Origin of the sequence: Vibrio sp. V31_P5A7T61 (genome assembly GCF_009904895.1) — a bacterium.
Taxonomy (GTDB): Bacteria; Pseudomonadota; Gammaproteobacteria; order Enterobacterales; family Vibrionaceae; genus Vibrio; species Vibrio metschnikovii.
The window spans coordinates 1-21,590 of record NZ_WXWI01000033.1; the positions used below are offsets into that span (position 1 = coordinate 1).

Annotated in this window: 19 protein-coding genes; 15 read left to right on the forward strand and 4 right to left on the reverse strand. The window is 44.7% G+C overall.

The window, feature by feature from the left end:
* Window positions 1-165: 165 nt before the first annotated feature.
* Window positions 166-2,175 carry an NAD-dependent DNA ligase LigA gene (ligA, locus tag CAG58_RS07550; RefSeq protein ID WP_161426114.1) on the reverse strand — a complete coding sequence of 670 codons (2,010 nt, stop codon included), beginning with the start codon at window positions 2,173-2,175 and terminating at the stop codon, window positions 166-168.
* Between the two features lie 56 nt (window positions 2,176-2,231).
* Window positions 2,232-3,107 carry a cell division protein ZipA gene (gene zipA / locus CAG58_RS07555; protein WP_161426115.1) on the reverse strand — a complete coding sequence of 292 codons (876 nt, stop codon included), beginning with the start codon at window positions 3,105-3,107 and terminating at the stop codon, window positions 2,232-2,234.
* Between the two features lie 222 nt (window positions 3,108-3,329).
* Here zipA and cysZ point away from each other — a divergent pair, with 222 nt between their 5' ends.
* From cysZ to crr, 5 genes are all read left to right on the forward strand, one after another.
* Complete coding sequence (cysZ, locus tag CAG58_RS07560; RefSeq protein WP_004395707.1) at window positions 3,330-4,103, forward strand: sulfate transporter CysZ; 774 nt, start codon at window positions 3,330-3,332, stop codon at window positions 4,101-4,103.
* Window positions 4,104-4,291: 188 nt separating this feature from the next.
* Window positions 4,292-5,260, forward strand: coding sequence for a cysteine synthase A (cysK, locus tag CAG58_RS07565; protein WP_161425612.1), 969 nt, complete (start codon window positions 4,292-4,294; stop codon window positions 5,258-5,260).
* Between the two features lie 297 nt (window positions 5,261-5,557).
* Window positions 5,558-5,815 carry an HPr family phosphocarrier protein gene (locus CAG58_RS07570; protein WP_004395710.1) on the forward strand — a complete coding sequence of 86 codons (258 nt, stop codon included), beginning with the start codon at window positions 5,558-5,560 and terminating at the stop codon, window positions 5,813-5,815.
* A 146-nt stretch (window positions 5,816-5,961) separates the two neighbouring features.
* Complete coding sequence (ptsI, locus tag CAG58_RS07575) at window positions 5,962-7,686, forward strand: phosphoenolpyruvate-protein phosphotransferase PtsI (RefSeq protein WP_004395711.1); 1,725 nt, start codon at window positions 5,962-5,964, stop codon at window positions 7,684-7,686.
* Window positions 7,687-7,815: 129 nt separating this feature from the next.
* Window positions 7,816-8,325: a PTS glucose transporter subunit IIA gene (gene crr, locus CAG58_RS07580; RefSeq protein WP_004395712.1), complete on the forward strand. Its 510-nt coding sequence runs from the start codon at window positions 7,816-7,818 to the stop codon at window positions 8,323-8,325.
* A 90-nt stretch (window positions 8,326-8,415) separates the two neighbouring features.
* Here crr and CAG58_RS07585 read toward each other — a convergent pair whose 3' ends face one another.
* A complete protein-coding gene (locus tag CAG58_RS07585) occupies window positions 8,416-9,570 on the reverse strand; it encodes a 2-octaprenyl-3-methyl-6-methoxy-1,4-benzoquinol hydroxylase (RefSeq protein ID WP_161425611.1) in 1,155 nt (384 codons plus the stop codon).
* Window positions 9,571-9,802: 232 nt separating this feature from the next.
* Here CAG58_RS07585 and miaB point away from each other — a divergent pair, with 232 nt between their 5' ends.
* The 5 genes from miaB to lnt all read left to right on the forward strand — a co-directional run bounded on the left by miaB (window position 9,803) and on the right by lnt (window position 15,617).
* The gene (miaB, locus tag CAG58_RS07590; RefSeq protein ID WP_154168748.1) at window positions 9,803-11,227 is read left to right on the forward strand and encodes a tRNA (N6-isopentenyl adenosine(37)-C2)-methylthiotransferase MiaB; all 1,425 of its coding nucleotides are present in this window, start codon (window positions 9,803-9,805) and stop codon (window positions 11,225-11,227) included.
* Between the two features lie 116 nt (window positions 11,228-11,343).
* A complete protein-coding gene (locus CAG58_RS07595; protein ID WP_161425610.1) occupies window positions 11,344-12,429 on the forward strand; it encodes a PhoH family protein in 1,086 nt (361 codons plus the stop codon).
* Window positions 12,430-12,431: 2 nt separating this feature from the next.
* A complete protein-coding gene (gene ybeY / locus CAG58_RS07600; protein WP_154168752.1) occupies window positions 12,432-12,896 on the forward strand; it encodes an rRNA maturation RNase YbeY in 465 nt (154 codons plus the stop codon).
* 149 nt (window positions 12,897-13,045) lie between these two features.
* A complete protein-coding gene (corC, locus tag CAG58_RS07605) occupies window positions 13,046-13,945 on the forward strand; it encodes a CNNM family magnesium/cobalt transport protein CorC (RefSeq protein ID WP_004395717.1) in 900 nt (299 codons plus the stop codon).
* Window positions 13,946-14,105: 160 nt separating this feature from the next.
* On the forward strand, window positions 14,106-15,617 hold the full coding sequence (gene lnt, locus CAG58_RS07610; RefSeq protein ID WP_161425609.1) for an apolipoprotein N-acyltransferase: 1,512 nt from the start codon (window positions 14,106-14,108) through the stop codon (window positions 15,615-15,617).
* A 72-nt stretch (window positions 15,618-15,689) separates the two neighbouring features.
* Here lnt and CAG58_RS07615 read toward each other — a convergent pair whose 3' ends face one another.
* On the reverse strand, window positions 15,690-16,160 hold the full coding sequence (locus CAG58_RS07615; RefSeq protein WP_161425608.1) for a zinc ribbon-containing protein: 471 nt from the start codon (window positions 16,158-16,160) through the stop codon (window positions 15,690-15,692).
* Between the two features lie 121 nt (window positions 16,161-16,281).
* Here CAG58_RS07615 and leuS point away from each other — a divergent pair, with 121 nt between their 5' ends.
* From leuS to rlmH, 5 genes are all read left to right on the forward strand, one after another.
* Window positions 16,282-18,858 carry a leucine--tRNA ligase gene (gene leuS, locus CAG58_RS07620; RefSeq protein ID WP_161425613.1) on the forward strand — a complete coding sequence of 859 codons (2,577 nt, stop codon included), beginning with the start codon at window positions 16,282-16,284 and terminating at the stop codon, window positions 18,856-18,858.
* 222 nt (window positions 18,859-19,080) lie between these two features.
* A complete protein-coding gene (locus tag CAG58_RS07625) occupies window positions 19,081-19,674 on the forward strand; it encodes an LPS-assembly lipoprotein LptE (RefSeq protein WP_158138084.1) in 594 nt (197 codons plus the stop codon).
* Window positions 19,675-19,682: 8 nt separating this feature from the next.
* Entirely contained in the window at window positions 19,683-20,708 is a 1,026-nt protein-coding gene (holA, locus tag CAG58_RS07630) for a DNA polymerase III subunit delta (RefSeq protein WP_158144129.1), read from the forward strand.
* 46 nt (window positions 20,709-20,754) lie between these two features.
* Window positions 20,755-21,111, forward strand: coding sequence for a ribosome silencing factor (rsfS, locus tag CAG58_RS07635; protein WP_372447417.1), 357 nt, complete (start codon window positions 20,755-20,757; stop codon window positions 21,109-21,111).
* Between the two features lie 2 nt (window positions 21,112-21,113).
* Entirely contained in the window at window positions 21,114-21,584 is a 471-nt protein-coding gene (gene rlmH / locus CAG58_RS07640) for a 23S rRNA (pseudouridine(1915)-N(3))-methyltransferase RlmH (protein ID WP_040904558.1), read from the forward strand.
* Window positions 21,585-21,590 lie beyond the last annotated feature (6 nt).

The following is a 21,590-nucleotide window of genomic DNA, read 5'->3' on the forward strand; positions in this document are numbered from 1 at the left end:
AAACAATTTAATAATTGAAGTCGGTCGCATTGATCAAAAATAGAAAGTGACAAAATAGTTACAATCTATCTCACTAATTTCTTCTTCTAAATTAAGTTATTTTTGGCAATAAAAACCCTTAACCATTGATCAATGGTTAAGGGTTTTGGTTAGCATTTAAAATCGTTAGGTGAGAAGATCCAACAAATCTTGCTCAGAAAATATTTCGATTCCCAGCTCTTGAGCCTTAACTAATTTAGATCCTGCCGCCTCGCCCGCAAACAGCATATCGGTATTTTTTGATACACTACCAGTCACTTTGGCCCCTAAGCTTTGTAAAGCCGCTTTAGCTTCACTGCGTGATAATTGAACCAGAGAGCCCGTCAATACCACTGTTTTTCCAGCCAGTGGCTGTGGCTTTGCAACATCTTGAGGTTCAATATCAGGCCACGTTACGCCTAAGTCTCTTAACTCTTGTACAACACGTTGGTTCTTTTCCTGACTAAAGAAAGCATGCACATGACTCGCCACAATCATTCCTACATCTTGAACTTCAATCAACTGCTCAACAGAGGCTTGGCTAATTGCTTCCAAAGTACAAAAATGTTGAGCCAGATTCATCGCTGTTGCTTCGCCAACTTCACGGATACCTAGGGCATATAAGAATCGGGCTAAGGTCGTATGCTTAGCGTTAATCAGTGCCTGAGTGATATTTTGAGCCGATTTAGGGCCCATTCTATCTAATACGGTTAACTCACCCGCTCGGAGTTTAAATAAGTCGGCTGGCGTTTCGACCATTTCTCGCTCTACGAGCTGCTCAATGACTTTATCGCCTAAACCGTCTACATCCATTGCTTTACGTGATACAAAGTGCTTTAACGCTTCTTTGCGTTGCGCTTGACACACTAAGCCGCCAGTACAGCGAGCAACCGCTTCGCCCTCGACGCGTTCCACATCAGATTGACAAACTGGACAGTGACTCGGGAAAATTATCGGTTGAGCCTCTTGAGGACGACGTTCCAACACCACGGAAACAATTTGTGGGATAACATCACCAGCACGGCGAATAATTACCGTATCGCCAACCATTACGCCTAATCGCTCGATCTCATCCGCGTTATGTAACGTCGCATTGCTGACCGTCACACCACCAACAAATATCGGTTCTAACTTAGCAACAGGCGTAATGGCTCCGGTTCTTCCTACTTGAAATTCAACCTCATTTAAACGAGTCATTTCCTCTTGAGCAGGGAACTTATAAGCAATCGCCCAGCGAGGAGCACGAGCGACAAATCCTAATTTCTCTTGCAGTGCAATATCATCAACTTTAATCACCACACCATCAATTTCGTAAGGCAAGTTAGCTCGTCTTGCCATAATCGTTTGATAGTAATCTTTAACTTGCGCCGCGTTTTCTACCTGCTGCGTCTCAGGGCTAACCGGAAGCCCCCAGCTTTTTAACTGTAAAAAACGTTCATAATGACTGGTCGATAACTCAGCACCTTCGACCACTCCGACACTGTAAGCATAAAACGCTAAAGGACGCTTAGCCGTAATACGAGAGTCGAGTTGACGCAAACTCCCAGCCGCCGCATTACGTGGGTTAACAAACACCTTTTGACCTTTTTTCAGTGCTTGAGCGTTCATCCGCTCAAAACCCTCTTTGGGCATAAACACTTCACCTCGAACTTCAATCCGTGAAGGCCATCCGGTTCCAGAGAGTTTGAGAGGGATCGATTTGATGGTACGTACATTTTCAGTGATATTCTCACCTGTCGTACCATCGCCACGAGTCGCAGCTTGAGTTAATCGACCATCCACATACAATAGACTAACTGCTAACCCATCCAATTTAGGCTCACAACAAAAACGAGCATGCTGAGTGGCAGCAACTCGCTCACCGATACGACGAAAGAAGCTATCCAACTCACTATCAGCAAAGGCATTCTCTAACGATAACATCGGTCTTTCATGAGTAACGGCTTCGAAACTCGATAACGGCGCTCCGCCAACACGTTGACTAGGCGAGTCTTCACTTACCCATTGTGGATATTGCGCTTCAATTTCTAATAACTCCTGCATCAACCGATCGTATTCAGCATCTGGAATGGTTGGGGCGTCTTCCACGTAATAACGTATCGCATGTTCATTCAGGATCTGCCGTAACTCTTGTAATCTTTGCTCTACGTGTTGCATTGGTATTCTCTCGGATCATGAAAAAAGGCTCCGGTCGGAGCCTTGTGAGGTGTTAATTACTGCTGTTTAAGTTTGAACTGTTGAATTTGCTTACGATACTCAGCTAGCCGATTGGGTGTCATCAGGTTACGTGCATCATCCAAAACATTGGCGCCCATATCATCGGCAATTTGTTGAGCCGTTTTAAGCATCAACTTGAAATTCTGCTCAGCGTCACCGTAACAAGGTAAGGTCATAAAGAAAGAGATGCCTTTGGTGGTAAATTCCGCTGGATCATCATGTTTTAATGTTCCCGGCTGTAACATATTAGCCACGCTAAATAACACTTTACCCGTTCCTGATAAATCAGCATGACGATGGTAGATATCCAGCTCACCATACAACAACCCATTTTGCTGAAAGCTGTCAAATAACTTACTACCAACAAAAGGCTCAGCACCTGCACAGTGTACATTAAGCACAATCACCTGCATTTCAGGCTCTTCTTCAGGTGCTTCAGTTTGAGCCGGAGTAATAGATTCAGGTTGCGGTTCAACCATCGACGTTTCGATACGACTTTCTTCTGAAATAGCGTCAGCCTTTAATTTAACGCTCGGTTCTGGCGCTGCTGTATCGAGATCATGTTTAGGAACGATTTGTTGTGTTGCATCGCCACTGTCTTGCAAATCATAATCAGCAATTAAAGGGTCAATATCATGACCAGTTAAACCAAAATCAGGCTCTCGACGATCAGGGCGAGTCACTTCGTCAGTTGACGCCAACTTCGCCTCTTTTGCGACCTTCTTATCTTGATGTTCAACATTGATACGCCCGAGCGGCTTATCGCCGAACTTCGACTTACCTTCTTTTTTACTGGTCCAAAGACCATGAAACAATAAAGCGGCTATCGCTAGCCCGCCAACAATAATGAGTACGAATCGCAATTCCTGCATCTTAAACTCTCAGTGTTTCGGTGTTGATGTTCCGAGCTCTAACGCCTATGTTGAACGTCTGCCAAGGTGGGGTGTATCAAACTATAAGGTTACTTTACCAAAAGTTACCCCTGATTTAGAACAACTTAATGTTAGAAGTTACGTCTACAGGCGCATTTTTATTATTGTAAGCTTCAGTTACACTCTAAATTCTGTTTTTTTGCGTTCATTTCGGAAGAGACCATGCCCACACGCTCTGGATTAGATTATTTTTTTGATGGTGTTCATCTGGCTTTTTCACCAGGCATCCGTCGTTTTACTTTACTTCCTTTGATGATCAACGTGCTGCTGATTGGAACGGCTTTGTATTATCTTTTCACCCATCTTAACGATTGGATAACCCAGTGGCTTGACGCTCTACCTAGTTTTTTATCTTGGCTATATTATCTGCTTTGGCCATTGCTCACTATCACCATCCTCGGTACCTTTTCCTATTTTTTCAGCACGCTAGCTAATTTTATTGCTTCGCCTTTTCATGGCCTATTGGCCGAAAAAGTCGAGCAAAAAATAACCGGAAAAATCGAAAGCGATCTCAGCTTATTCTCTGTACTCAAGGATACGCCACGCATTCTTCTTCGTGAGGGACAAAAGCTTTTTTACGTTATTCCCCGAGCACTAGGATTATTTCTACTGTTACTCATCCCCGGCTTGGGGCAAACACTAGGGCCCATCGTCTGGTTTTTATTCACCGCTTGGATACTCGCCATCCAATATTGTGATTATTCCTTTGATAACCATAAAGTTGACTTTAAAGTGATGCGAAACCAGTTAAAACAAAAACCAGGTAAAACTTACGGCTTTGGCATGATAGTCGCGCTGTTAACCACGATTCCTGTGGTTAATCTTTTTATTATGCCAATTGCAGTATGCGGAGCCACCGCCATGTGGGTTGGTGAGTTTAAATATTCCCACACCAATCACTCGGCATCTGCCAGCAAGACGATGTCCGCTAAGTAGCTCAGCTATCTAGGTAATGAATCACATCAGTCTATAAGCGAAGAGAATAAAGCCATCTAATAAATCGCTAATAAGTTATAACTTTTTAATCCTTTTACTTTTCTATCGAATCTCTATTCTTGACCAGTATCAACCAATTTGTAGCAACGCATCAACGATTGATCTATGCGTAATAAAGGGACAGCACAATGAGTAAAATTTACGAAGACAACTCTCTGACTATCGGTAACACTCCTCTGGTTCGCCTAAACAAAGTCAGTAACGGCCGTGTGTTAGCCAAAATAGAAGCACGTAACCCAAGCTTCAGTGTTAAATGTCGTATTGGCGCTAACATGATTTGGGAAGCAGAAAAGCAAGGCAAGCTAAAAGAAGGGATTGAGCTAGTCGAACCAACCAGTGGCAATACTGGCGTTGCTTTGGCCTTTGTGGCTGCAGCCCGTGGTTATAAACTGACCTTAACTATGCCAGAGTCGATGAGTCTTGAGCGTCGTAAACTACTCAAAGCGCTTGGTGCTAACCTTGAATTGACTGAAGCAGCAAAAGGCATGAAAGGCGCTATTGCCAAAGCAGAAGAAATCGTCGCCAGCAACCCAAGTAAATACTTACTGCTTCAGCAATTCGATAACCCAGCCAACCCTGCTATTCACGAAAAAACCACAGGCCCTGAGATCTGGGAAGCCACCGATAGCCAAATTGATGTCTTCGTTGCTGGGGTGGGCACTGGTGGTACTCTCACCGGAACAAGCCGTTATATTAAGGGTGAAAAAGGTAAAGCGATCATTTCTGTTGCCGTAGAACCAGCAGAATCGCCAGTGATCAGCCAAGCTTTGGCAGGAGAAGAAATAAAACCTGCGCCACACAAAATCCAGGGTATTGGAGCAGGTTTTATTCCAGGCAATCTAGATTTAGAACTGATTGACCGTGTAGAAACCGTGACGTCTGATGAAGCCATCGATATGGCTCGCCGCTTAATGGAAGAAGAAGGGATTTTAGCCGGAATATCTTCAGGTGCTGCGGTTGTCGCCGCTAATCGCCTCGCTGAACTTCCTGAATTTGCTGGAAAAACCATTGTCACTGTGCTGCCAAGCTCAGGTGAACGTTACCTAAGTACAGCGCTCTTTGCCGGTATTTTTACTGAGAAAGAAAACCAACAGTAATAGGTGATTAAATCAAATTTTCGTTTAAAAAAGCCCCATGCAGGGGCTTTTTTGTTGATCCTTGCCCCACCTTTGGTAATATCGGGATGTTTTATTTCTAGCTTCAAAATAAAGAAGCAGGCAAGATTAAAGTCAAGGCTGATTTTTGGTAAAACTCTACCTCAGCCATTGATTGTTTTAAACTGAAATAAGCGCTACCACGAAAATCCCGTTACTCCGCTAGCAGAAATGGGCAGTTAAGGTTAAGCTTATCTAAGTGAACAACTTACAAAAACTACATTAATTGGGGTATAACACATGTACGAGAAGCAAGTAGAAATCACTGCAGAAAACGGTCTTCATACTCGTCCAGCTGCACAGTTTGTTAAAGAAGCAAAAGCGTTCGATGCAGATATTACTGTCACTTCAAACGGTAAAAGCGCCAGTGCTAAAAGCTTATTTAAACTACAAACCCTTGGCCTAGTTAAAGGCACAGTGGTCTCTATCTCGGCTGAAGGCCCTCAAGCGAAAGAAGCCGTTGACCATCTAGTTGCCCTAATGGACCAACTTCACTAATCGACGCTCTCTATTTTAGATAAAGGTCATTTTGTTTAAACGACAAAGTGGCCTTATTTGAAATATGACCAACAATAAGCTAAATGTTATTGTTGGCACATCGTCCATATTCTCCCGTTTACAGTTGACCAATTTAAGGTAAGGCTATGATTTCAGGCATCCTAGCATCTCCAGGTATTGCTATCGGTAAAGCACTACTACTTCAAGAAGATGAAATAGTCCTAAACACAAACACCATCTCAGACGCAGATGTAGCAGCAGAAATTGAGCGTTTTTACGACGCACGCGCAAAATCATCCGCGCAGCTCACTGTCATTAAACAAAAAGCGCTTGAGACCTTTGGTGAAGAGAAAGAGGCCATCTTCGAAGGCCATATCATGCTACTGGAAGATGAAGAGCTAGAAGATGAAATTTTAGCCCTCATCAAAAATGATAAATTATCAGCAGATAACGCGATTTATACAGTGATTGAAGAGCAAGCCGCTGCCCTTGAATCGCTCGATGATGAATATTTGAAAGAGCGTGCAACGGATATTCGTGATATCGGCACCCGCTTTGTAAAAAATGCATTAGGCATTAATATCGTATCACTCAGTGATATTAATCAAAAAGTTATCTTGGTTGCTTACGATCTAACGCCTTCAGAAACGGCACAAATCAACCTTGATTATGTGCTTGGCTTTGCTTGTGACATTGGTGGCCGCACCTCACATACCTCAATCATGGCACGCTCTCTAGAACTGCCTGCGATTGTTGGTACTAATGACATTACCAAACAAGTAAAAAATGGTGACATGCTGGTCATCGACGCAATTAATAACAAAATTTTTGTTAATCCAACCGAAGCTGAACTTGAGCAAGCCAAACAAGTACAGCGCGACTTCTTTGCTGAAAAAGAAGAACTTGCCAAATTAAAAGATCTTCCAGCACAAACCCTTGATGGGCATAGTGTTGAAGTGTGCGGTAACATTGGTACCGTAAAAGATTGCGATGGCATCATTCGTAACGGCGGAGAAGGTGTTGGTCTGTATCGTACCGAGTTCTTATTTATGGACCGTGACGCCCTTCCGACCGAAGAAGAGCAGTATCAAGCTTATAAACAAGTTGCCGAAGCGATGAAAGGCCAATCGGTCATTATCCGTACTATGGATATTGGTGGTGACAAAGATTTACCTTACATGGATTTACCAAAAGAAATGAACCCATTTTTGGGTTGGCGTGCAATCCGTATTAGCTTAGATCGCCGTGATATTCTGCGCGATCAGTTGCGTGGTATTTTACGTGCATCGGCACACGGCACATTGCGCATCATGTTCCCAATGATCATTTCAGTTGAAGAAATTCGTGAACTGAAAAATGCCATTGAAGAGTACAAAGCTGAGCTACGCAGCGAAGGGCTAGCATTCGACGAAAACATCGAAATTGGTGTGATGGTGGAGACACCAGCAGCAGCAGCGATCGCTCATCATTTAGCGAAAGAAGTGGCCTTCTTCTCGATTGGCACCAACGACTTGACCCAATATACCCTAGCGGTAGACCGCGGTAACGAAATGATTTCTCACTTGTACAACCCATTATCACCAGCGGTTTTAACGGTGATTAAACAAGTGATTGATGCTTCTCACGCTGCAGGAAAATGGACCGGAATGTGTGGTGAGCTTGCAGGAGATGAGCGCGCAACACTACTATTACTGGGTATGGGATTAGATGAATTCTCGATGAGTGGTATTTCTATCCCTAAAGTAAAAAAAGTGATTCGTAACACCAATTTTGCAGAAGTCAAAGCCATGGCAGAACATGCGTTGTCATTACCGACCGCCGCTGAAATTGAAGCGTGTGTAGAAAAATTCATCGCAGAGAAGTGCCAATAAGCCATCAGCCCCCTACAATAGGTGACGATCAGCAAACTCCTTGAAGGATATAAAAATAGTCGTCTATTGTTTGGGATTGGTATACTATACTGGTATAGAATAAATTTGAAACGTTAGGAGCATGACACAATGGGTCTGTTTGACAAACTTAAAAAGCTAGTCTCTGATGACAGCGCTGACGCAAGTGCAATTGAAATTATTGCACCGCTTTCTGGTGAAATTGTAAACATTGAAGATGTGCCAGATGTCGTGTTTGCCGAGAAAATCGTTGGTGATGGTATTGCGATTAAACCTACTGGTAACAAAATGGTTGCTCCAGTAAACGGGACTATCGGTAAAATCTTCGAAACGAATCACGCATTCTCTATTGAATCTGACGATGGCGTTGAGCTGTTTGTTCACTTCGGTATTGATACCGTTGAATTGAAAGGCGAAGGCTTTAAGCGTATCGCTCAGGAAGGTCAATCAGTAAAAGTGGGTGACACAATTATTGAATTCGATCTTGCTTTGCTAGAAGAAAAAGCCAAATCAACACTGACTCCGGTTGTTATCTCTAACATGGATGAGATTAAAGAACTGAGCAAGTTGTCAGGTTCTGTAACGGTTGGTGAAACTCCCGTTCTTCGTGTAACTAAATAAGCGATTTATCGCTAACTTACACTCAAGACTTGAAACGAAACGCTGCCATCATGGCAGCGTTTTTGTTTTATCGCTCGCCATCTAACTCACTTACAAACCAAGCGCGTAGCGTAATACCTGCTGCTTAATCGGTCCCGTATAATCCGCCCCTTTCAATAAAGCATTGCGCATTACTTTTAAAGGTAATTTATCGTTACTGAATGTTTTATAAAATACATCCATGCCAGTTTGCATCAATAAGTTATCAGGGCGACGTTGACGCTGATACTGAGCAAAATGCGCTGCAGTGAACAATGAGGCTTCTTTTGTCACCGCTAATAATACTGAGACATCCTTAAAACCGAGATTCACCCCCTGCCCTGCAAGAGGGTTAATCGTGTGCGCGGCATCGCCGACTAAAATACACCCCTGCTTGACATAACACTGAGCATGATGACGAGTTAATGGAAAATGACCATGCTGCAACACCTCAATATCACCAAGCTCTTGTGGAAAATGGTTAAGGATCTCTTCTCTAAGTTGACTTAATGATAAATTCGCCAGTTGCTTAATTCGCTGTGGTGAGTCATACCATACCAATGAAGCCTGATGACCGGTTAACGGTAAAAACGATCGAGGTCCAGAAGGAAAAAACTGTTGCCAAGTAATGTCTTGTTGTGGTTTTTCCGTCACAACATTGATCAACATACAGTGTTGGCGATAATCCCAAGCCGTGATGCCAATTTGCGCCATTTTTCTCACTTGTGACTGAGCGCCATCCGCACCAATAATCCATTGGCTATGCAAAACCTCACCCGATTGCAAAGTGATCGTTTTGAGTTCAGTACTAAAATCAATATGATTGAGTTGATCGGGGCAAAATAGCGTCAGATTTGGATACAGTGCAAACTGCTCCCATAACCCCAATTGAAGGATTCGATTTTCAACCATAAAACCCAGTTGCGCTAATCCTAAAGAGTCACTCGAAAAACGAGTGCGACACTCTGGGTGCTCCCAAGTTTCTAAACGACGATAAGGACAGAGACGCATTTCTGCAATTGCCGACCAAGCGCCTAACGATTGTAATAAATCAACAGAGGTTTGCGAGATGGCCGAAATACGCACATCCATCGGTTGCTCTGGCGAAAATGGCTGCGGAGCATAGCCTTCGACTAGCGCCACTCGTCGCCCTTGTTTTGCAAAGCCTAAAGCAGCGGCAGCACCGACCATTCCACCACCGACCACAACAACATCAAAATTATTCATGCTTGACCCTTTTGGGTTACTCTCTTTCTGGGTCCATTGTACGGAGTGAGTTTTTTTTTGCGAACATATTTGTCCTAAAACCTTGTATAAAACAGGGTGAAAACCCAGTAACAGCAACGGTTATAATTTATTTCTAACCCTAGTCAGTCACAAACGAAAGCAGTACAATACGCCGCTACCGTCGTGATGGCGGATCCTTATTTGAACAAACTATTGAACGAGCGAAAGTGAGATGAGTAAGAAACTGCTAATTAAAACCTGGGGCTGTCAGATGAACGAATACGATTCATCGAAAATGGCCGATTTGCTCAACGCGGCAAATGGTTATGAGCTAACTGAAGAGCCAGAGGAAGCAGACGTACTTCTACTTAATACCTGTTCAATCCGGGAAAAAGCCCAAGAGAAGGTCTTCCATCAACTCGGGCGTTGGAAAAATCTTAAAGACAAAAAACCAGGTGTCGTGATTGGTGTGGGCGGCTGTGTAGCAACCCAAGAAGGCGATCATATTCGTGAGCGCGCCCCGTTTGTTGATGTGATTTTTGGCCCGCAAACCTTGCACCGCTTGCCTGAAATGATCAAGCAATCACAATCGACTGATGCACCAGTGATGGATATCTCTTTTCCTGAAATCGAGAAATTCGATCGCTTACCTGAACCTAAAGCAGAAGGCCCTACCGCTTTTGTCTCCATCATGGAAGGCTGCTCAAAATATTGTACTTACTGCGTCGTACCTTATACGCGTGGTGAGGAAGTGAGCCGTCCAATGGATGATGTGTTATATGAAATAGCACAATTGGCCGATCAAGGCGTGCGTGAAGTCAACCTACTAGGGCAAAACGTCAATGCTTATCGTGGACCAATGCACGATGGGACCATCTGCTCATTTGCTGAATTATTGCGTTTAGTAGCTTCAATCGATGGTATTGACCGTATTCGCTTTACGACCAGTCACCCGCTAGAATTTACTGATGACATCATCGCGGTATACGAAGATACGCCGGAGCTAGTGAGCTTCCTGCATCTTCCTGTACAAAGTGGCAGTGATCGCATCTTAACCATGATGAAGCGCCCACACACGGCGATCGAATATAAATCGATCATCCGTAAGCTGCGTAAAGCTCGTCCGGACATTCAAATCAGCTCTGACTTTATTGTTGGTTTCCCTGGCGAATCGGATAATGATTTCCAAGCCACGATGAAACTGATCAGAGACGTTGATTTTGATATGAGCTTTAGCTTTATTTTCTCACCTCGCCCGGGTACGCCAGCCGCCGATTATCCTTGTGATGTATCGGAAGAGACGAAAAAAGAGCGCCTATATGAACTTCAGCAACAAATTAATAGCCAAGCGATGCGCTATTCTCGTTTGATGCTTGATACTGAACAGCGTATTTTAGTCGAAGGTCCATCAAAGAAAAACTTGATGGAACTGCGCGGACGCACTGAGAATAACCGTGTCGTCAACTTTGAAGGCTCACCCGATCTGATTGGTCAATTCGTTGATGTGAAGATTGTTGATGTCTTCTCCAACTCCCTACGTGGTGAACTGATCCGTACTGAGTCGGAAATGAACCTACGCGTCGTTATTTCACCTTCACAAATGATGGCAAAAACGCGCCGAGAAGATGCCTTAGGCGTTGCTTCTTTCACGCCATAATATGGGGTAAGTCCCCTCATAATGATGTGTGAGGAAGATTGACGCTTTTGGTCACAACATTCCATGAGTAGCCGGTCAACATCGGCTACTTATTCATGATTTATTGAGAGGCCAATTTGAGCAATAAAATCGTTACTTTAGAGATCACTCTCGAACCTTCCGACAACCGCCGCTTAGCCAGCTTATGCGGTCCTTTTGATGATAATATTAAACATATTGAGCGTCGCCTCGGTGTCGAAATCAACCACCGTAGCAATTTCTTTACCATTGTCGGCAAGCCTCATACTGCCGCAGCCGCCTTAGAAATCATCAAAACGTTATATGTAGACACTGCCCCTTTGCAAGGCAATATTACTGATATTGAGCCAGAGCGTATTCATCTTGCGATTAAAGAAGCAGGCGTACTCGAACAAAATCACGAATCTGCCATCGCTTATGGCAAAGAAGTGTTCATTAAAACCAAAAAAGGCGTGATTAAACCGCGGACACCAAACCAAGCTCAGTATTTAGTGAATATGGTCACCCATGACATTACTTTTGGGATTGGTCCAGCGGGTACGGGAAAAACCTATTTGGCGGTTGCCGCCGCAGTTGATGCCCTAGAACGACAAGAAGTGCGACGCATCCTTCTCACCCGTCCAGCGGTAGAAGCGGGGGAAAAACTGGGCTTTTTACCCGGTGATTTAAGTCAAAAAGTTGATCCCTACTTACGTCCACTCTATGACGCTCTGTTTGAAATGCTCGGTTTTGAACGCGTTGAAAAACTCATTGAGCGTAATGTTATCGAAGTCGCGCCACTGGCTTACATGCGTGGACGCACGCTAAATGATGCATTCATCATCCTTGATGAAAGCCAGAATACCACCGTGGAACAGATGAAAATGTTCCTGACCCGCATCGGTTTTAACTCACGCGCAGTGATCACCGGTGACGTAACACAGATAGATTTACCCCGTGGTGCTCGCTCTGGATTACGCCATGCGATTGAAGTACTCAATGAGGTTGATGAAATTAGCTTCAACTTTTTCTTAGCTGAAGATGTGGTTCGTCACCCAGTCGTTGCTCGCATCGTTAATGCTTATGAAAAATGGGAAGCTGAAGATCAAAAACAACGTAAAATCAATGAGCAACGTCGTCGTGAAGAACGTGAACACACGAATATGACGTCGGCAGCAACATCGAACATCGAGGAATCTCATTAGTGATGTCTATCGAACTAGACTTACAAATTGCCGTTGAAGATGAGCAAGGTCTCCCTAGCTTTGATGATTTTTTAACGTGGTTTAGCGCCGCAGTAACCCCTTTTCAATCTCAAGCTGAAGTCACCATTCGTATTGTTGATCAAGCGGAGAGTCATCAGCTAAATTTAAACTACCGTGGCAAAGATAAACCGACGAATGTGCTATCTTTTCCATTTGAAGCCCCAGCGGAAATTGAGCTGGATCTATTGGGTGATTTAGTCATTTGTCGACAAGTCGTTGAGCAAGAAGCGCTTGAACAAGAGAAATCTTTGATGGCTCATTGGGCGCATATGGTTGTACATGGCACTCTTCATCTGCTAGGTTATGACCATATTGATGATCAAGATGCGGACGAGATGGAAGCCCTTGAGACAGAAATCATGCAAAACATGGGCTTTGATGACCCATATTTAGCGGAGAAAAACTAAGCCAATACGCCCCATTAACTCAGCGCTGTAGGTTAACCATTGTTATTAAGGTAACAACCACTACACCGCTTGGTTAGTCAGGAACCGATTGCGTATAAGCTTACATGTGAGCTATCACACATCTGATAGCGTTACCAATAAGAGAAATAATGAACGACGATAACTCGCCCTATTCGACCGAAGGAAAAAAAGAAAAATCTGAAGGTCCGAGTAGAAAGTCCTTCTTTGAACGCCTAGGTCAACTGTTTCAAACGGATCCTAAAGACCGTCAAGACCTGGTTGATGTGATCAGAGACTCAGAAATCAATGACCTTATCGATCACGACACACGCGACATGCTTGAAGGCGTGATGGAAATTGCGGAAATGAGAGTACGGGATATCATGATCCCCCGCTCACAGATGGTGACCGTTGAACGCACCCATGATATGGATACGCTGATTGCGATCATTACCGATGCTCAACACTCCCGCTATCCTGTTATCAGTGAAGATAAAGACCATGTCGAAGGCATACTTCTTGCGAAGGACTTACTCAAATACTTAGGCTCAAGCAGCGCCCCATTTAATATCGAAGAAGTCATTCGACCTGCCGTGGTGGTCCCTGAGAGTAAACGCGTTGATCGCCTATTAAAAGAGTTCCGTGAGGAACGTTATCATATGGCGATTGTCGTAGATGAGTTTGGCGGTGTATCCGGCCTAGTCACGATTGAAGATATTCTCGAAGAAATTGTCGGAGATATCGAGGATGAATTCGATGATGAAGAGCAACTGGATATTCGTAAATTAAGTAAACATACCTACGCCGTGAAAGCGTTAACGACCATAGAATCGTTTAACGAAACGTTTGGTACTTCGTTTAGCGATGAAGAAGTCGATACGGTTGGCGGTTTGGTGATGACGGCCTTTGGCCATTTACCTTCTCGTGGAGAGGTGATTGATATCGGCGGCTATAACTTTAAAGTCACTGCCGCTGACAGTCGAAGAGTCGTCCAACTGCAAGTCACCATCCCTGATTTACAAGCCCTTCCAGAGACTATGGAAGAGTAGCTGGTTATCGAGAACCGCCAGTCACAGTGATTATCGAATCACTACCATTGAACCTTGACGCGAATCATCAACATAACGCTGACGATTCGCGTCAAACTTAAAGGTAACGATGCTGACTCAGGCTATCTCTGCCCGAATCACTTAATGAGAGCATGACTGGATGAAAGATGTTATTTCACGCCGCTTACAGCCTATCTTGGCTGTTTTTTTTGGCGCGCTGACCACATTAGCCTTTGCCCCTTATCAAATCTGGCCGATCGCCATTCTCAGCCCTTTGGCTTTATTACTGCTTATTGAGAAGAAAACGCCCAAACAAGCGGCACTGCTCGGTTATAGCTGGGGACTTGGCCAATTTGGTGTTGGGATCAGTTGGGTATACGTCAGTATTGATACCTTCGGAGGCATGCCGGAAATTGCTGGCTTGCTGCTGATGTTGTTACTTGTTGCCTATCTCGCCCTGTATAACGGCCTATTTGCTTGGGCTCTTAATCGTTTTTTCTCAACCACTCATTGGTCACGTTTTCTCTTCGCCGTTCCCGCCCTGTGGCTGATCAGTGATTGGTTACGCGGCTGGGTAATGACCGGATTCCCCTGGCTATGGCTTGGTTATAGCCAGATCGACGGGCCGTTGGCCTCTTTCGCTCCTCTGGCGGGTGTTGAGCTGTTAACATTATTACTGATGATCTGTGCTGGTTCATGCGCTTATGCTTGGCAAAACAAAGCTTGGCGCTACTTACTGCTGCCTATCAGTATTTTCATCATCGGTGTCGCACTTCGTTCGGTTCAATGGGTGATACCGCAACCAGAACGAGCCACTAGCGTAGCGATTATCCAAGGTAATGTGGAACAATCTTTAAAATGGCATCCCAACCAACGCTGGCCAACTATCATGAAATATACCGATCTGAGCCGTGAAAATTGGGATGCCGATATTATTATTTGGCCAGAGGCCGCCATCCCTGCTTTTGAAGTAGAAATTGGGTCATTTCTCAGCAATTTAGATTCCGCCGCACGAATGAACCAGAGCGCGGTCATCACCGGCATTTTAAACCATGATCAGCAAGGGCATTATTTTAATAGTATTTTAGCGTTAGGTGAGACGGAACATGCAGAGTATCGCTACGATGTGACGCAACGCTATCATAAACATCACTTGTTACCGTTTGGTGAGTTTGTACCCTTTGAAGCGTGGCTAAGACCACTGGCACCCTTGTTTAATCTACCGATGTCTTCGTTTAGTCGGGGAGATTATATTCAACCGAATATCATCGCTAAAGGATTCGCCTTCGCCCCCGCGCTGTGTTACGAAATCATCTTTAATGAACAACTTCGTGTCAATGTCACCGAACAAACCGATTTTTTGCTGACCTTATCGAATGACGCTTGGTTTGGTCACTCGATTGGCCCATTACAGCACATGGAAATTGCCCGTATGCGCGCCTTAGAACTTGGTAAGCCTCTGATTCGTTCAACAAATAACGGAGTCACCGCGATCACCGATCATTATGGCCGAATCACGCATCAAATCCCGCAATTCGAAACGGCAGTGTTGAGAGCCGAGATCATTCCGACTCGCGGACAGACGCCCTATCATCGACTAGGGAGCTGGCCACTCTATTTATGGGTTATTGCTAGCCTTACCATAGGGCTGGTCACGATTCGCCGATCTTAAATCGGCAATAACACTCGATCTATCCTCAAGCGCCATCCATATCGCGCTTGGGGTTCGACCTCTTGATTTTTGCTAAGGCTGCAAAGGCTGACGGCTAAATAATTTATGGCCGCAGCGCAGACAAGGGACAATTTCTGTTGGGTGATTGTACTCAACCTTATGATTGCAACTTTCGCAAACTAAGATCCCCAAGCCAATCATTTCCCCCACTTGATAAACACCTTGGTGCTCAAGATCTTGAAATAGCTCCACCCACTCTACTTTAGTTTTATCCGTAATATCCAACAGCCCTTGCCAGATAGAATTGGCAATCATTAAATAAAATGGCCCAGCTTTACTCTGCTCATACTGTTCAGAAAAGGCTTTTAAATCAGCTTTAACATAAGCTGAAATGAGGGCTAATTCATCTTGAGTCAAGTCATTCGCCGCTGCCACAACCTTACCTGATGTGTCTAAAATATGTTCTAACTCTTCTGGGCTTTGTTTCAACGTTTCGAGCACTTCTTCTACTAACGCCTCATAACCTGCTTTCTGTTTTCGCATAAGTCACCTCGTTCAGTCGGATTGGCTATTGTTGTGCTGTGCTGCTTTAGGTATTCTATGTTGATCTATTAGTACCTGTTCGAACCGAACTCACAAATTCCAAGATAACCGGATGTCATCGATGCAAGATCAATATAACCCGCAAGATATTGAACAGAAAGTTCAACAGCACTGGGACAACAATAAAACCTTTGTTGTAAGTGAAGACCCAAATAAAGAAAAATTCTACTGTCTTTCGATGTTTCCTTATCCAAGCGGTCGACTGCACATGGGCCACGTACGTAACTACACGATTGGTGACGTCGTTTCTCGCTTCCAACGTTTACAAGGTAAAAACGTCATGCAACCGATTGGTTGGGATGCGTTTGGCTTACCGGCCGAGAATGCTGCAGTTAAAAATAAAACAGCGCCAGCACCATGGACTTACGAAAATATCCAATACATGAAAAACCAGCTCAAATTACTGGGCTTTGGTTATGACTGGAGCCGTGAATTCGCTACTTGCCGTCCTGAATACTACCGTTGGGAACAAGAGTTTTTCACCAAACTGTACGAAAAAGGGTTGGTTTATAAGAAAACCTCCTCAGTAAACTGGTGTCCTAATGACCAGACCGTACTCGCTAACGAACAAGTGGAAGATGGCTGCTGCTGGCGTTGTGATACGCCTGTTGAGCAAAAAGAGATCCCACAGTGGTTTATTAAGATCACCGCTTACGCGCAAGAATTGCTTGATGATTTAGATAACCTTGACGGCTGGCCAGAAATGGTTAAAACCATGCAACGCAATTGGATTGGCCGCTCTGAAGGGGTAGAACTGAGCTTCCAAGTTAAAGATCAGGCGCAAGATCTTGAAGTCTATACCACTCGCCCAGACACGCTGATGGGGGTTACCTATGTAGGTATTGCTGCCGCGCACCCGCTCGCGGTTCAAGCCGCTGCCAATAATCCGCAACTGGCGGCCTTTATTGAAGAGTGTAAAAACACCAAAGTTGCCGAAGCCGAACTCGCGACGATGGAGAAAAAAGGCATGGCGACGGGCCTGACGGCTATTCATCCTTTAAATGGCCGAGAAGTGCCTATCTATGTCGCGAACTTCGTGCTAATGCACTACGGGACTGGCGCGGTAATGGCGGTTCCGGCACACGACCAACGCGATTACGAATTTGCCACCAAATACGGCTTAGATATTATTCCGGTGATTAAGCCTGAAGATGGCAGCGAGTTAGATATCAGCCAGCAAGCTTATACAGAAAAAGGCGTACTGTTTGATTCTGGTGAATTCGATGGCCTAACTTTCCAAGCGGCTTTTGATGCCATTTCAGCTAAACTCGAAGCGCTAGGTAAAGGTAAAAAGACCGTTAACTTCCGTCTACGTGACTGGGGCGTTTCTCGTCAGCGCTACTGGGGTGCCCCCATCCCAATGGTCACCACTGAAGATGGTCAAGTTCATCCCGTTCCTGCCGATCAATTACCAGTGATCCTGCCTGAAGATGTCACTATGGATGGTGTAACCAGTCCGATTAAAGCCGATAAAACATGGGCTGAAACGACATTTAATGGTCAACCTGCACTACGTGAAACCGATACTTTTGATACCTTTATGGAATCGTCTTGGTATTACGCACGTTACTGCTCACCACAAGCAGACGATATTTTAGACCCAGCTAAAGCCAACTACTGGCTACCGGTTGATCAATATATCGGTGGTATTGAACACGCTTGTATGCATCTGCTCTACTCACGCTTTTTCCATAAACTATTGCGTGATGCTGGTTATGTCACCTCCGACGAGCCATTCAAACAATTGCTTTGCCAAGGCATGGTATTAGCTGACGCTTTCTATCATAGCAATGAGAAAGGCACTAAAGAGTGGATTTCTCCTACCGACGTTAAAGTGGAACGTGATGGGAAAGGTCGCATTATATCAGCGGTTGATCATCAAGGTCGTCAAGTTGAACACTCAGGCATGATCAAAATGTCTAAGTCAAAAAATAACGGTATTGACCCACAAGAGATGGTTGATAAATACGGTGCGGATACAGTACGTTTATTTATGATGTTCGCTTCGCCTGCCGATATGACATTGGAGTGGCAAGAGTCTGGTGTTGAAGGAGCGAACCGCTTCCTAAGACGGGTATGGAAGCTCGTCGCTGAACATACCGCTAAAGGCGCTGCGGTTGCAGTACAAAGCGATATCTTAAATGCCGACCAAAAAGCGTTGCGTCGCGATGTGCATAAAACCATTGCTAAAGTGACTGATGATATTGCTCGTCGTCAAACCTTTAACACGGCGATTGCTGCGATCATGGAGCTGATGAATAAGCTCACTAAAGCGCCACAAGAGTCTGAACAAGACCGAGCTATTTTGGATGAAGCGGCAAAAGCCATCACCTTAATGCTTTACCCTATCGCGCCACACATCTGTTTTGAAATGTGGCAAGCACTCGGCGAAGTCGATATTGACCAAGCGACGTGGCCGACTTACGACGAAACCGCATTAGTTGAAGATCAGAAACTGGTTGTCTTGCAAGTGAATGGTAAATTACGTGGTAAATTGACTGTTGCCGCTGACGCAACGAAAGAGCAGGTTGAAGCGCTTGGCCTACAAGATGAAAACGTACAGAAATTTACTGATGGTTTAACCATTCGTAAAGTCATTTATGTACCGGGCAAACTGCTCAACATCGTGGCGAACTAATCGCTAAGCTGACTGTCTGTATAGCCAAGCAACGTTAAGTTATCAGCTCATGGTCTGTGGTGGTCATCGATATAAAAACCGATCGAATGACCACCTTATTAGACCGAGCCACAACTTTTCGTTATCAGCACATAAACAGGGCTTACGCCCTGTTTACTTATCTCAGTTTATCGAATGCGGTAAGCTAAGATAAGTAAACTCACTGACGAGAACGAATACCCCATGCGTTTTATATTGCCTGTAACAACTCGACCTTTGTTGATTATTTTATTGATCGCTTCAACTTTTATCGCTGGCTGCGGCTTCCATTTACGTGGAGACTATGACATTCCAGAAGAGTTAAGCATGATGTCTCTGACCAGTAACGATCAATACAGCACCTTAACACGGCTGGTCAAAGGTCAACTGCGCATGAACGAGATCCAACTCGTTGAGCCGGCGAGTAATGTAGCTAATTTGCATCTCAATGGTGAAAGTTTGAGTGAGCGAACCTTATCGCTGTATCAAAATACTCGCGCCGCCGAAAAAGAGCTGACCTTTAATACTTCTTATCGCGTCACTATACCAGAGGTTGGTACAAGAACGTTTTCCACCAGCGTGACTCGCAGTTACTTAGATAACCCACTGACTGCGTTAGCAAAATCTGCTGAACGAGAAATGATTGTCGATGAAATGCGTAAACTCGCGGCCAGCCAAATTATTCGCCAAATGGCACGCCTAAAGGCCAGCATTCCTAATGGGAGTTTTGAAGAGACTGACTCTAACGTCCAAACTCAATCTGAGCTTGATAACTCAAATACCATTAATATGTTATAGGGTTAACCATGCGATTGTACGCCGACAAACTCAGCGAAACCCTCAACCGCTCGCTCTCTGCTGTCTATTTAATCTTGGGTAATGAACCCTTATTGATTCAAGAATCACGTTTAGCGATTGAACGCAAAGCGCGAGAGCAAGGATTTACTGAAAAATACCGCTTTAATGCCGATGCGTCCCTCAATTGGAACGAGGTGTATGATTGTTGCCAATCCATGAGCCTCTTTTCTCAACGCCAGATCGTAGAAATAGAAGTCGCAGAGAATGGCTTTAACGCAGCATTAGGTAAAGAGCTCGCCAGCTTAACAGCAACGCTGAGTCCTGATGTTTTACTGGTGATCATCGGTGGAAAACTGGCTAAAGCGCAAGAAAATACCGCATGGTTTAAAACATTAAGTGCACAGGCTTGCTGGGTTAACTGCTTAACGCCTGAACTTTCTCGTTTACCTCAGTTCGTGGCGGCTCGCTGCCGAGCTCTAGGTTTAAAACCGGATAACGAAGCGATTCAAATGCTCGCTCAATGGCACGAAGGCAATCTACTGGCTTTGGTACAAAGCCTAGAAAAATTAGTGCTCCTTTATCCTGATGGGCAATTAACATTATTACGTTTAGAAGAGTCGCTCAGTCGCCACAACCAGTTTACCGCTTTTCACTGGATCGATGCCTTACTCGAAGGTAAGGCCAACCGAGCGCAACGTATTTTGCGCCAACTGGCTGCCGAGGACACTGAAGTCATTATCTTAATCCGCACCGTACAAAAAGAACTGTTTCAATTGTTGCAGATGCGACAGGCTATAGAGACACAAGCGATAGGTAACGTTTTTAATCAATACCGAATTTGGCAAACCAAACGGCCACTTTACTCTGCCGCTCTACAGCGATTATCCGTGCCGCAACTTCGTCAACTGCTGCAACTACTTGCTCAGTGTGAATTATTGGCTAAGACTCAATATAGCCAACCCATTTGGCCACTGATGCAGCAACTGAGCTTGCAATGCTGCCTACCGCAAGCAAACGTCGCTTTACCGACTTAAAAGCGTGTTATACTACGGCGCTTTTTTAGCAGCAGAATAACCTTTGATGACCATCATCAACGAACCATACTATGAGGATTCACCATTGCAGCAACAACAACTTACCCATTTCCTTGCTGATAAAGCCGATGACATGAAAGCCGTTAATATCGTTACCCTTGATGTCCAAGGTAAATCAAGTGTGACCGACTACATGGTGATTTGTACTGGCACCTCAAAACGCCATGTGGCCTCGATTGCCGATCACATTGCCAACGAGGTAAAGAAAATTGGCTTAGAGCCTCTCGGTATGGATGGCGAGAAAGAAGGTGAATGGGTCGTATTAGATATGGGGTCGACGATGCTTCATGTCATGCAAGAAGAGCATCGCGCTTTATATCAATTAGAAAAACTCTGGGGCTAAGTGTGAAGATTCAACTGATCGCCGTCGGCACCAAAATGCCGAAATGGGTTGAAGAGGGCTTTCAAGAGTACCGTCGACGCTTTCCTCATGATTTACCATTGGAATTAGTCGAAATAGCGGCGGGGAAACGTGGAAAAAATGCTGACATTGCACGTATTTTACAAAAAGAAGGCGAAGCCATGCTCGCCGCCGTACCCAAGGGAAATCGAATTGTTACGCTCGATATCCCCGGAAAACCTTGGAATACTGAGCAGTTGGCAGAGCAATTAGAAAGTTGGAAACTCGATGCACGAGATGTGTCCATTCTCATTGGTGGACCAGAAGGGCTGGCACCAAGCTGCAAGGCGGCCGCTGAACAAAGCTGGTCATTATCACCCTTAACTCTGCCCCATCCACTGGTGCGTGTGGTTATGGCTGAAAGTCTCTATCGAGCATGGAGTATCACGGCCAATCATCCTTACCATCGAGAGTAATGAGCG